The 13,249-nt window shown below is 36.4% G+C and carries 12 protein-coding genes; 1 reads left to right on the top strand and 11 read right to left on the bottom strand.

Translation table 11 applies throughout. The features are described from left to right. Nucleotides 1-20: 20 nt before the first annotated feature. The 3 genes from ACU8DI_RS08610 to ACU8DI_RS08600 all read right to left on the bottom strand — a co-directional run bounded on the left by ACU8DI_RS08610 (nt 21) and on the right by ACU8DI_RS08600 (nt 5,331). Complete coding sequence (locus ACU8DI_RS08610; protein ID WP_447112361.1) at nt 21-3,425, bottom strand: T9SS type B sorting domain-containing protein; 3,405 nt, start codon at nt 3,423-3,425, stop codon at nt 21-23. Nucleotides 3,426-3,558: 133 nt separating this feature from the next. After that, on the bottom strand, nt 3,559-4,383 hold the full coding sequence (locus tag ACU8DI_RS08605) for an ABC transporter permease (protein WP_447112360.1): 825 nt from the start codon (nt 4,381-4,383) through the stop codon (nt 3,559-3,561). Between the two features lie 51 nt (nt 4,384-4,434). Next, nucleotides 4,435-5,331, bottom strand: coding sequence for an ABC transporter ATP-binding protein (locus ACU8DI_RS08600; protein WP_447112359.1), 897 nt, complete (start codon nt 5,329-5,331; stop codon nt 4,435-4,437). Nucleotides 5,332-5,452: 121 nt separating this feature from the next. On the opposite strand from ACU8DI_RS08600, the gene ACU8DI_RS08595 reads away from it, so the two are divergent. After that, the gene (locus tag ACU8DI_RS08595; RefSeq protein ID WP_447112358.1) at nt 5,453-6,514 is read left to right on the top strand and encodes a hypothetical protein; all 1,062 of its coding nucleotides are present in this window, start codon (nt 5,453-5,455) and stop codon (nt 6,512-6,514) included. A gap of 10 nt (nt 6,515-6,524) precedes the next feature. Here the strand turns inward: ACU8DI_RS08595 and ACU8DI_RS08590 are convergent, their stop codons facing one another. Genes ACU8DI_RS08590 through ACU8DI_RS08555 form a run of 8 tightly spaced genes read right to left on the bottom strand, consistent with a single transcriptional unit; the run spans nt 6,525 to nt 13,204 of the window. After that, nucleotides 6,525-7,100, bottom strand: coding sequence for a HupE/UreJ family protein (locus ACU8DI_RS08590; protein WP_447112357.1), 576 nt, complete (start codon nt 7,098-7,100; stop codon nt 6,525-6,527). A gap of 12 nt (nt 7,101-7,112) precedes the next feature. After that, a complete protein-coding gene (locus ACU8DI_RS08585) occupies nt 7,113-7,631 on the bottom strand; it encodes an IS1096 element passenger TnpR family protein (protein WP_447112356.1) in 519 nt (172 codons plus the stop codon). A gap of 23 nt (nt 7,632-7,654) precedes the next feature. After that, entirely contained in the window at nt 7,655-8,671 is a 1,017-nt protein-coding gene (locus ACU8DI_RS08580) for a COX15/CtaA family protein (protein WP_447112355.1), read from the bottom strand. Nucleotides 8,672-8,676: 5 nt separating this feature from the next. Next, the gene (locus tag ACU8DI_RS08575; protein ID WP_447112354.1) at nt 8,677-9,126 is read right to left on the bottom strand and encodes a GNAT family N-acetyltransferase; all 450 of its coding nucleotides are present in this window, start codon (nt 9,124-9,126) and stop codon (nt 8,677-8,679) included. Nucleotides 9,127-9,131: 5 nt separating this feature from the next. Beyond that, a complete protein-coding gene (locus ACU8DI_RS08570; RefSeq protein WP_447112353.1) occupies nt 9,132-10,547 on the bottom strand; it encodes a CCA tRNA nucleotidyltransferase in 1,416 nt (471 codons plus the stop codon). Between the two features lie 22 nt (nt 10,548-10,569). Then, nucleotides 10,570-11,145, bottom strand: a complete 576-nt coding sequence (locus tag ACU8DI_RS08565; RefSeq protein WP_447112352.1) for an L-threonylcarbamoyladenylate synthase — start codon at nt 11,143-11,145, stop codon at nt 10,570-10,572. Further along, the gene (locus ACU8DI_RS08560; protein WP_447112351.1) at nt 11,146-12,099 is read right to left on the bottom strand and encodes a hypothetical protein; all 954 of its coding nucleotides are present in this window, start codon (nt 12,097-12,099) and stop codon (nt 11,146-11,148) included. Next, nucleotides 12,089-13,204, bottom strand: coding sequence for a glycosyltransferase family 4 protein (locus ACU8DI_RS08555; protein WP_447112350.1), 1,116 nt, complete (start codon nt 13,202-13,204; stop codon nt 12,089-12,091). The genes ACU8DI_RS08560 and ACU8DI_RS08555 overlap by 11 nt, the downstream gene beginning before the upstream one ends. Nucleotides 13,205-13,249 lie beyond the last annotated feature (45 nt).

Genomic DNA, 13,249 nt, shown 5'->3' with positions numbered 1-13,249 from the left:
TAACTATTGTTATTTATTGATTAACGTTTTAGAGCAAAATGGCTTTTAAAAGTTCTACCATCTTCAAGTGTGACCACAAACCAATAATCACTTGCCGGCATATTAAAGCCGTTGACTGTTCCGTCCCAACCTGGACCTAAAGGATCCAATTCTTTGAGTAATTTTCCATAACGATCAAAAATGAGAATTTGAGAATTCGCTTGAAAATCTCTAGAAATGCCTTTAACCTGCCAATAAGGATTGTAGGTGTCGCCATTAGGTGTAAAAAACTTCGGAAAGCCAATGACCGAAACAATGTCTTCAACAATGCCACAATTGTTTTCAATATCTTTCACATAAACGGTATGAAAACCAAAACTCACATTTTCAAAAATATTGCTTTCCTGATAAGGCCCACTTGGATCATCGAGCGCATATTCATATACACCTTCACCGGATACAAAAACGGTAATCGTATTATTAGACGAGGCATCTGTTACCTCAATGTCGGTGAACGTGGCGATATCAGAAGGCAAAACGTTGATGGTTCTGTCCTTAAAACAGCCATCAGTTGATGTGACTCTCACAGTATATGTTCCGGGTTCATTTACTTCAATTTCATATTCATCGTCTCCTGTAGACCAATCGTAATAATAATTGTTTGGGATATCGTCTATTAGGCCACTAGTGAGTGTGATGGTTTGCGGAAAATCATTTAAGCAATAAAATAGGGTTTCTTCCGTAATAATGTTGGGCAATTCAAAAACAGTTAGTTCTATTTCGCTAATTCCGAAGCAGGCATTCATATTTTCAACACGCGCATAAATGGTCTGGTTATACGGTGTGGTATTCGTAAAATTAGTGCCTAGCGGATTATCTTCTATTAAAGCCTCATTATAAGTTTCATAAAAGGACACCTCTAAATCGTTAGGTAATCCAAATAGAATACTGTCTAGCGTATCATTTAAATTAAAATTGTATAAACCATCTTCGGTTCCGTCGTCGTCACATGCTTCTAAAGCGGTATCATTTGAAGCTGTAGAGGCAGCCTCTAGCGTTACTTCGGCGATATTTGTACAACCGGTCACCGTATTGGTTACTAAGGCATACAAAATTTGTGGATTGAAATAATTTTCAAAAGCATTCGCATCGATTTCATCTTCATCATTTTCTAGATCGTTGAGCGACACATAAAAAGCGATCGATCTATTGGGAGCACCACCTGTAATATCATCAAATACCTGATTTAGATCAAAAAGGGTAAAACCTTCTGGGATCCCGTCTTCGTCACATTGAATGATGGTGGCATCGATAGCTTCTGGAGCATCATTCACGGTTAATAGAAAGGAGTCAGTTGTGTAACAATCCGTATTTAGGTTGTTTTCCACTCTTACAAAAATGGTCTCCGTATTTGGAGATGTATTTGTATATGGCGATGAAAATGCTGCCGTATTATCATCGGCATCTTGCTGAGTTGGATGATAGGTTACAGTAAACAGGGTGTCATCTTGATTTCCTAGAATGCCATCGTTTAAAGACACCAAATCTAAGGTAGTGATACCATCCATACTATCACCGTTGAAATCGGTGTCACAAACGACAATATCATCTAAGGTATTAATAACGGGATTGACAAACACCTGCACGTTGAATGATGTTGTTGCGTAGCAATTTGGATTGTTATTGTTTTCAACACGAGCAATAATGGTTTGTGGGTTTTCAGTATTTGAGAAATCACCAATAATTTCATCAACGTTATTATCAGCATCTTCTTGTGATCTAAAATAACGCACTGTATAATCTAAGGGATCTTGTGTGTCAAGGACGTCTGAGTCTTGACTCGTAAGGTCAAATATAGAAACTGTTGTGCTGTCACAAGCAATGATATCTTGAGGCTGCGTTGCTGTAGGGATGTCAAAAATTCCAACGACAGCTTCACCTTCGATAGGGCACTCACCATTGTTGGGTTCAATAAAGACTTGATAAAATCCAGGCTCATCCACAAATAATTCATACGTAGTTTCAGAAAGTACTATACCATCTTTAGACCAAGTGTAGGTGCCACCTGGAACGTCTTCAGCCATTAACGTATAGCTTTCACCAACACATAATTTTAGCTCAGTGGTACTAATACCATTTTGGATAATATCTATTTGTGAGTTGAATAACGATTGGATAAAAGGCGGTAGCCCAATTCTACTTAAGTTTTGAAAACCACCATTGATATCGAGTAACACACCGTTCTCGTCATAATTGGAAGCTAAACCATTCGCCTCTGGATTATTAATGACACCAATAAAATTTCCTGATGTATTAAAATTAGCAAAATTGACTTGAGCCCTATAAATTCGTTTGTCAATTCCTAGTTGCAAGGCTCCTGCACTCAAGGAATTTGAAAAATGAATTAACTCAATCGAATTGGGAATATCTGTACTTTCTAAATCCCATTGAAAAATACTACTTGCACCATTTCCTTGGATGCCTTCTCCAACCGAGGCATAGATTTTTCTGTTTTCTGCAGAAAATTCAACACCATAGGGACTATCACCATTTTCTGGCCCATAGAGCTCTAGTTCGTTAGATACTACTCCCGTATCATTATCAAAATCATAGAGGTAGACACCACCACTAGCATCGCCTGCAGTGACTGTAGCAAATCCAAAATGTGCAACCGCAAGCTTAGACCCATCTGGAGATGCTTTGATATAGCCCAAAGCATTTCTGCGATAGCCTGAGACAGGTACGGTTTGCCCAACGGTTGAAATAACCGGATTGGGATCTACGCCATTTATATCTACTTTAAAGGCATAAAATTTATCTACAAAGTGGGTGATGACCCAGAAAGACGAACAATCATCTGCTTTTACGGCTGTAATTTTTTCAGAACATTTGTAATCTACTTCATCTGGATTTGTTGTGTCGTATGTAATCAGTGGAATATTTTTCTCTGTATCCACGACATCACCAAATCCGCCAGCTAACGTCATATCGACCAGTGAATAGGTAAGTCCGTCGTTTACGCCATCACCATCTACGTCATTAGGAAAGCTTGACGAATTAAAGTGATGAGGCTCATCTACCGTAAAAATATAATATAAATTAGGGTCTTGTGGTTTGGGAACAATCAATCCAGAAGATGTACTAGAATCATCGCCTTTAAGACCTGTTCCTAAACCTTCGTTGGCATTTGCCATTGGCTGGTGAATCGCGTTCCAGATGGTTCTTCCATCTGAATAAAATAGTAGGTTTCCGTTGGTGTCTGATATAGATGTGCAACCTTCCAAAGTGTTAAGTTGTCCGTCTGTTATCGCAGTAACGGTGCCATTACCTGCATTAAATCTTAGTCCTGCATTTTGCCCAAAATACCAATTAGAAGCTTCTTGCTGACTAAATGTGTGGGCAACACAAAACAGCGTCATAATTAATAAAACGGTATTCTTTTTCATGTAATCTTTAGCAATTAATTCGTAGCTCTGTGTATACAACAGATTCAATGCTAAAATTCCTCAAAAAATGAGCAGGAAATTTTGATCATTGTCTGTTTGCAGTTATAAAACTACTACTTCGTCACTAAAGATATTATAAATCTCGCTTTTTTAACAATCTGTACGATAAAAAGGTGAATATGGCAGTCCAACCCAAGACAATAGCGATTTCGTACCAATGCACAGCAAAATCATACATCGCCACCTCACCACTAGGGACTTTAGAAATGGCAATACGCTGGAAAGGTTGGTCTATCAAGTTCCACATAGATTGTAAAGGCATGAAATTGTGAATAGACCAAGCAACGTCGCTATTGATTTGCCACGATACAATCCAGAAAATGATCCATTCCAACATAAATAGGATGAATAAAAAGCCTAAGGCAAAAGCCGATCGTTTTAATAGCATACCTAAAAACAAACATAGACTGAAAAAACCAACCAATTTTACAAAGTAGGCGAGTAGGAACTCGGTGCCTCTAAAGATCAAATTAAATTCGTCAATACTCGAGTAATATAATCCGATGAACAAGCAAATAAGAAATATTAGGATAGTGGCAACCGCCGAAAAGAATACGATTGTATAGAATTTTGATAAGACAAATTCTTTTTTGCTTAGTCCGTCAATAAGGTTCTGCTTGATGGTTTTATTGCTGTATTCATTTCCAATCATACTTACAACAACAATAGCAAAGAAGAGCTTAAATTGAGCTGCAAAGAATGTGGTGATGTGCCAAACAATTGGAAAATTAAATAGACCGTAATGTCCCAGTTCTAGTGTGAAATATCCGAAAAAGTCAATACGTAATGACGAAAGGACAATCACAAAAAATGGTAAAATAAAGGATATAAATATAAGAACCTTACTCGCTTTATTGAGCAATAATTTTTGAAGTTCTAGTTGTAATAATCGAAGCATGGTGGTTGATTTTATTTCTGAATGTTATTTCAGAAGTCTTTAGATTGATGATTAATTGTTGTCGGTAAGTTGTAAAAATTGTTGTTCCAAACTCTCCTTACGTTTCACCAAATGCGATAGAATGATGCCGTTTTCGAACATGAGTTTATTGAAGGTTTGAGCTTCCATTGGCTCATTTAAAAAAGCGGTGATTAATCCTGCCTCAACTTTAACCGTTCCGAAGGCATCATCAGACTCAAGTACTTTAATGAGTGCATCATGGTTTTCAGATTTTAATTCAAAGAAACCATGACTAGATATCATTTCATCTACACGTCCTGAATACAATTTCTCACCTTTCCGAAGGACCACAACATGAGAGCAAACTTTTTCCACTTCATCCAAAAGGTGTGATGCCAACAGGATGGTTGTTCCAGTGGCAGCGATATCCTTAATGATTTGTCGAATTTGATGAATTCCTTGAGGGTCCAAACCATTGGTTGGTTCATCTAATATTAAGATTTCAGGATCATTTAAAAGGGCGGAAGCAATTGCCAAACGTTGTTTCATCCCTAAAGAATAGGTTTTAAACTTGTGACCTTTTCGATCTAGAAGTCCTACAATCTCTAACTTCTCATTTATTTTTGACTCTGAGACGCCTTTTATACGACATACCAATTTTAGGTTCTCATAAGCCGTCATATACGGATAAAAATTAGGACGTTCTATAATAGCTCCAACTTTTTTCAGGGCATCGTGAGTTGTGGTGTTTCCGTCAAACCAATGAAAATCTCCTTCCGTTTTATTCACAACATTTAGGACGATTCCGAGGGTTGTAGATTTACCACTTCCATTGGGTCCTAAAATACCGTAGACATTGCCTTTGTTGATGGTGAACGATAAATCTTTGACAGCCGTAAGCCTGCCAAATTTTTTGGTGAGATTATTAATGGTTAAAATTGCATCCAAAATTTGATTGATTTTTTCTACTGAAAAGCTTCAGCAGTGGTTGATTACTAATACGACGAACTAAAACAATTATTGTTACAAAGTATGGAAGAAAACCTTAAATTAGAACAATTTTAATGCTATGGAAGATTTAAAAATCTCAAAAAAGAAGCCTTCGTATCCGGTAAATAAAAAACTACACGATTATTTACAGGAGTACAATAGGAATATCCGATTGCCCATTTTTTATGATGACTTATTGCGATTTCAAGGGTCTGTGGTGGTTTATGATAAAAATGATGAGGATACCTTATGGATACGAGTTTATTATAATGAATTTGAACGTGTCGAAATTGATTTAAGTCTGAAACGTGTCTATTCCAATCTTATTTCAGATGGTAACGAAACTATTTTCAAATACTTAAGTATTGATGCCATCGATTATTGCACGTTTGGAAATTCGAAGCCTTTTCGAGTGAAAGTTCGTAATGTGTTAAATGATAATTACACCTATTTCTATGTGAAAAAAGCCGATGCTTCAAGAATTTACGGATTAGAACTTGAGCATATGTTGTCACCTTATAACTTGAATTTTTTGGTGTATAAGGATACCTTAATTGAAGAGCACATCGCTGGTATTCCTGGTGATGAATTTATAAAGCATCAACTTCCAGAATGTAACTCCTCCGAGAAATCTCAAATCGCTAAGGAGTTTGTGAAATTTAATGAACGATGTATGATTCGTTTATTGGGCGATATGCGATCTTACAATTATGTCATCGTTCCTACACATGATTTTGATCATGTGGTCTTTAAAATTCGTGCTATTGATTTTGATCAGCAGTGTTATGAGGGCAAATTAAAAATTTACCGTCCACAGTTTTTTAAAGAGAATTTTAAAATGGTAGCGTTGGTGCGTGAGCGCATACAAAAAGAATCTATTGATCAATATAAAATTGAGGAGCGTTCTATTGTCGCACGACGGATGATAAGTTATCAAGATAGAATAGGAGAGCTATTGGATTGTATGAAGAGCGATACGATATCGATTCCGAAACATATTGATATGCTGAAAGAGGAAATTTATGCATACACTCATGATATGGCTTTCAGAAAAAGTCAATCTATGGGAGAGATCTTACACCATGCTTTAGATTTTGTAAAACGAAATTATCAAGGCATCAACATGAAGAATTTCTTTTAGAAAGCAAAATTTACGTAAATAGCATTAGTAATACCAGAATGAAAATGATAAGATTCACGGCGAATCGCACCCATTTAATTTGGGATTTCCATAGGAGCTCGAACAAAGAGATTATGGCCAAAAACCCAATAACTATGAGCAACTGGGCAACCTCAATCCCTATATTAAATCCGAGTAATGGCAAGACCAATGATTCGTCATCAAAAAGCATCATTTTAATATAATTAGAGAATCCTAGACCGTGAATAAGTCCAAATACTAATAGGATAATATAGGTTATGCTGATTTGTTGTTTCCTTGATTTTTCGGTTAATAAATACCAAAAGTTATTGATACAGCTTAATAGTATGGTTATTGGAATAAGCATTTCGACGGTACCTTTGTCAATCGTAAGTATGTCCATACCTGACAGAAAAAGCGTCAGGCAATGCCCTAGTGTAAAAGCGGTTACTAAACCAAGAATTTTTTTCCAATCCTTAAACGTGTTTAATAGGCAAAAGGATAAAATAAAGAAAAAATGATCTAAGCCATTCAGATCGAGAATATGATGAACACCCTCTTCAAGGTAAAATGAGACATCCTTCATTTTGAGAGGTGATTAGTTCCAGTTTTCATCGAAGTCAAGACTATCATAATCATCCACATCAATGTCGTCATCAAACTCATCAAATCCGTCATCGAAATTCTCGGCTTCAAAGGCTTTTTCAGGAGCGGCATCTGGAATTTGACCGTGAACAAACATTAAGTTGGGGTAATCGGTCCCTTCAGCTTCATCAACAATTTCAGCTAGTTCAACGAAGAATGTCCACATGCTCAAAAAATCATAGATATAAATGAGTTTGGTTTGTGCTTCGTGGGTCACTTCATTTAGAATAGTTTCGTTCATGAGACGCACTGCATTGGCACCTTCACTTACATCAAACATGGAAATTTCCTCGCCTTGTTCCCAATCATCATTACTGAGATAAAAAGAGGCCATTTCAAGACCATCAAAACCAAAGGATTGTGTGATGGCATTGTGTAAATCTTCAAGAGAATCGGTTTCTCTAATTTCAATATCCCTAAATATATCGTCTTCTGTATCGTTATCTAAGATGACTCTGAATCTGTAAATCATAGTGCAAAAATAATCTTTTTAAGTTATTTGCTAAAGCGATGGAGGGTAAAAACCATGGCTGAGAGTAATAAAAATGCGCCACTTTGATGCGCTACGCCTAGCCAAACAGGTACAGCATAAATAATGGTTAGGACTCCTAATAAAAATTGAATTGTCACGCCTAAAAGCAAAAGATTTAATCCGATAACTTGGTTTTTGGTGAGAATAAGTTGACGTGCTTTTAGCCAAATTGCGATAATAAAAAATACCACGACAAACGCAAAAACTCTATGAACAAATTGAACGCCACTTTTACCTTCAACAAAATTTCGGATAAGCGGTTGTTGCTCAATATAAACCGTTTCGTGCATGATTTTGCCTTCGTTCATTAGAGGCCAGTGATTATGAATAAAACCAGCATCTAAGCCAGCTACAAAAGCACCATAGATGATTTGAAAAATCAATACCACCAGTCCGATTCTTATAAAGTTCCGAACCCCTTTTTCAATATCTTTTTTGTTCGGAAATATCAAATCTAAAGCCACCCATAAGGTGTATGCAAAGGTCAGAAAGGCCGTAGTGAGATGCGCTGCCAATCGGTAGTGACTCACATCTGGATTATCTATCAAACCACTTTTTACCATGTACCAACCTAAAAATCCTTGAAAGCCTCCGAGGAAAAGTAGAATGATACTTTTTTTAATGGTAGGTTTGGTTAATTGACCTTTTATCAAAAAGTATAAAAATGGAATGATGAAAACAAGACCGATAAATCGACCAATAACTCTGTGCAGCCATTCCCAAAAATAAATATCTTTAAAGTCTTGTAATTCAAAATGTGTATTGAGCTTTTGATATTCTGGATATTGCTTATACAAGTCAAAGGCTTCTTGCCATTCAACGTCGTTCATAGGAGGTATGGTGCCAGAAATAAGTTTGTAATTAGAGATAGATAGGCCAGAGTGTGTGAGCCTAGTAATGCCTCCAACGACGACCATGATAAAGATTAAAACACAACCTGTAAGCAACCAATAAATGACTTTTTTATTGTCTTTTTTCATAACACTTATATTTCTTTTTCAAAGCATAAGCTATTGTCAACTCCTATATATTGCCCATAATTTGGAATTAATTGATAGCCATTTTTTTTATAGAAAGCTACGGCTTCCTTTTGACGTATACCAGTTTCAAGAACACAGGATTTAAATTGTAATTCCTTTGCCAAATCTTCTAGCGTATTCAATACTTTAGAAGCGAATTGCTGTCCTCTGCGTTCAGATTTGGTGAACATCCGTTTTATTTCAACAGTCGAATCTGAAATTTTTTTAAAGGCACCACAAGCTACTGCTTCATTGTTTAAATAGGCCACCACTACGTGATCTAAAACTTCGATACCATTAAACTGATTGTAAAAATCATGTTCATCACCATCCGTGATTTTTAAATAGGCGTCTAATTGACGTACCAACGTTTTAAAATCCTCGTTTTTAAAATTCGTTCTAACGATTTTCACCATGATGTTTAAGCCTTTTTCAAGCCTAGTTTTTCTCCCTCTTTCAGCATTAATTGATAGGCTGCTTCATAGTCATTCGGAATATCTCCTTCTAGAATAGCTTCCTTAATTGATTCTTTTATTTTACCAATTTCTCGTGAAGGTTTTAAGTTAAAAGTCTTCATAATCTCTTCGCCTGAAATTGGTGGTTGAAAGTTGCGCACATGATCCCGTGCTTCTACTTCTTCAATTTTTTGTCGGACAATCTTAAAATTATTGTGATATTTATTAAACTTCTTAGGGTTTTTAGTGGTAATATCTGCTTCACAAAGCGTCATTAAATCTTCAACATAATCACCAGCATCAAATACGAGTCGTCTCACGGCTGAATCGGTCACAATATCCTGAGCCAAAACGATGGGACGCGAACTCATAAAAACCATTTTCTGAACGAACTTCATTTTATCATTTAAGGGCATTTTTAGGCGTTTGAACAAATGGTATACCATTTTAGCACCTTCAAATTCGTGTGCATGAAACGTCCATCCCACTTTTTTGCTAAATTTTTTGGTCGGTGCCTTGCCGATGTCATGTAGCAATGCCGCCCAGCGTAACCATAGATTATCTGTGGTTTTAGCAATATTATCCACAACTTCCAAGGTGTGGTAAAAATTGTCCTTGTGCGTTTGACCTTCAACTTCATCGATGCCTTTTAGCGCCATCAATTCTGGAAGGATATAATCTAATAACCCAGTTTGTTCTAACAGAAGGAAACCAGTGGAAGGCTTTTTGGTTTCCAGAATTTTGTGCAATTCTACAACTATACGCTCCTTCGTAATGATTTTGATCCGATGCTTATTTTTAGTAATTGCTTTTAAAGAGGCTTGCTCAATTGAAAAACCTAATTGTGTCGCAATTCGGATCGCACGCATCATACGCAACGGATCATCGGAGTAGGTGATGTCTGGATCTAAAGGTGTTCTAATAATTTTCGACTTTAGGTCTTGCATGCCGCCGAAAGGGTCGAGTAACTGCCCGAAATTTTTGGGAGACAAACTCAAGGCCATCGCATTGATCGTGAAATCACGTCGATTTTGATCATCTTCGAGTGACCCATTTTCTACCACTGGATTTCGGCTATTCTCAGTATAAGATTCCTTGCGTGCACCGACAAACTCAATATCAATATCATCAAATGGCAACATGGCGGTACCATAGGTTTTGAATATTTGCACCTTCGGGTTGTTGGGTAAATTTCGCGCGACTTTTTTAGCCAATTGGATACCGCTACCAACAGCGACAATGTCTATATCTTTATGCTCACCACGTTCTAAAATGTAATCGCGTACAAAGCCTCCAATAACATAAGCGTCTAATTCTAGCTCTTCAGCAGATTTAGATATCACCTTAAAAACAGGGTGTTTAAGCGCTTTTTCGTAATTCATTTCAGTAAATTGAAGTCACTATTTATGATCGTATAATCTGAACAATACCATCATTGCCTAATTTAATAATTGACGATGGTTGTGATTCTTTTTTTTCGTTTTGCAAATTTACGACATAGTCCACACCTTTTAAAATATCATCACTTATTTCTTCGAATGATTTTGGCGTAGGTTGTCCACTAATATTTGCGGAAGTAGAAACCAATGGCTTTTTAAGTTGCTTGATTAGTTCTTCACAAAAACGGTGTTTCACAACTCTTATGGCTAAGGTGTTGTCTGGAGCAATTAAGTTTTCCGCAATTCCCGCAGGATGATCATAAATGATGGTGGTTGGTTTGATAGCTACATCCAAAATGGTATAGGCCATTTCAGGAACATTATCGACGTGTTTTTCGAGCATGCGATAATTGTTGACTAAACAGATTAATGCTTTAGAATCATCTCTTTTCTTGAGTTGATATACTTTTTGAGCAGCCTCGTAATTACTGGCGTCGCATCCAATGCCCCAAACGGTGTCTGTAGGGTATAAGATGAGTCCACCTTGTTTTAGAACATTCAAGGCGTTACTAACTTCGGTATGAACATGTGGCGATACCATTTAGCTCAATAAGGTTTTAATCCAACTCGTGTAGTGGTATTTTTGATAGATAGCTTCAGGCAATGCTTCGTAAGGCGTGTTGAAAAAAGACATCGGAATATCAATGTCACTGTCAGGTTCAATGACCATAATATTGTTAGGATTATAGAATTCGTAGGTTCTAATATCTTGATTGGATGTGATTAATTTTTTCTGAAAAAATAGACTTTCAAACACCCTGAATGTCAATCCATCTTGAATCCCGTATTTATGGATGTCCACGATGATTTTGCAACCACTAATATGTTCCAGAACTTGTTGGTTATTTTGTCGTTTGGTAATAAAATCGACATACTCAGAAGGTGGTTGTTGCTTATCTGAGTGCACCAAGAACTTATAACTAATATGATTCTTTTTGAAGAACTTAGCTACAGCTTCCAAAGTATTTAGACGGTAATCCTTAGACATGATGGTAAAGGCATCATAAGTTTCCGAAGGTTTTTGTGTATACTGATCTAAATAAATGAAATTCGAGAGAAATTGTAAATCGTGTTGCTCTACATCTTTTTTCTCATAGGCATAAACTTTATCAAAAAAATGAATGACTTCCTTTTTCCGTTGAATATTATTGATAGAGTCATGGTAATAAGCAATAAAGTGGCGTGTTCTAGACTTCAGAGTTAATAGTTGAGTGTCAAAAAATAAATCAGGTCTCACCATAATGATATAGTCATACATTTTGCCTTCCGTAGACTTCACTATAGGTTCTAATTTGTAATAATTTTTTAACTTTTGCTTTTTGATGAGTTTGTAAAAAAAGGCGTGGATACGTTGTCCAATAGACTTGTATTTAAATTTTATAAATGCCACATTATGGTATTCGACATCCTCAAAATGCTCCTTAAGTCCTTCTGAAATATGGTCGTAGTAACCGCTGAGGTCAAACGTGATGAATAATACCTTTTTACCTTTCATAGTTGTCTGCAATGGTTTTTAATTCGTCGTAAAACTTTTTGGAAATCACATCTTTTGTGAAATTATCTTTTAAATGATGATAGCCGTTTTTTACTAATTCGTTTTGTAGTTTTTCGTCGTTGATCAATAATTCGACCTTGTCTGCAAAATCGACAGGATTACCCACTTCGGCTAACAGTCCTGTTTTGTTATCAACAACCACTTCAGGTATTCCTCCAGCATTAGCAGCAACAATTGGGACTTTGCAGGCATATGATTCTAGTAATACACCTCCTGTAGGTTCATTATTTGAAGTAAACATAAAGAGGTTAAATTCTGGCAAAATTTCTGGTATGTCTTTACGAAATCCAGCAAATATAATATGATCAGAGAGCCCTTTGTCAGCAACATATTGTTTGATTTCTTCCTCGAGTTCTCCAATACCAACTAAAACATATTTGGCTTTGACACTGGCTCTTTTTACTAGGAGAGCTACAGTATCTACCCAAGTATAATGATCTTTAAAACCGGTGAATGCCGCGATATTGCCTATCAATTTGTAATCTTCAGGAATGTTGAACTCCCGATGAAGCATACCATTTGGTGCTTGCTTTTTAAATTTTGAGATATCAGTAACACTTCCAATAATGCTCAGTTTTGTATGGTCTTTAACTGCAAATTTTAAGACGTCAACAACCGCTTGTGACACACATAGAATTTTTTTAATCCCTTTGTAGTTGTATTTCCATTTTCTGAGGGCATTCGTGTCTACACGTCTGATCAAGGTTCTACAAAGTACCAAAGGCGCCGACATTTTATAGAATTTATGAGATAAAACAGCCAGTGTATGAGCTGTGCTGTTGTGCATTAACACAACGTCAATATTTTTTTCTTTTACGATTGTCGCTAAACGTTTGGCGAATTTAAAATCGTATTCTGATTTAAAATCAAATCCAATAACTTGCATGCCTTTTTCTACGGCAACTTCATAAATAGGCGTGTTATTAGCACAGACAATCCATTGGTCTTCCACATTGTTATTATCGCGATAAGCCTCGTATAAGTATATGATTTTTTGTTCATGACCTCGCCAAACAGGAGATGCTGTGATTTGTAATAACCTCATTAATGTTATTTCAATAATTATTAGTTTACAAAGTAACCAAAAAAA

Source organism: Psychroserpens sp. BH13MA-6 (assembly GCF_052983595.1).
The sequence above is the reverse complement of the archived record's forward strand: the minus strand, read 5'-3'. Positions and strand labels throughout refer to the sequence as shown.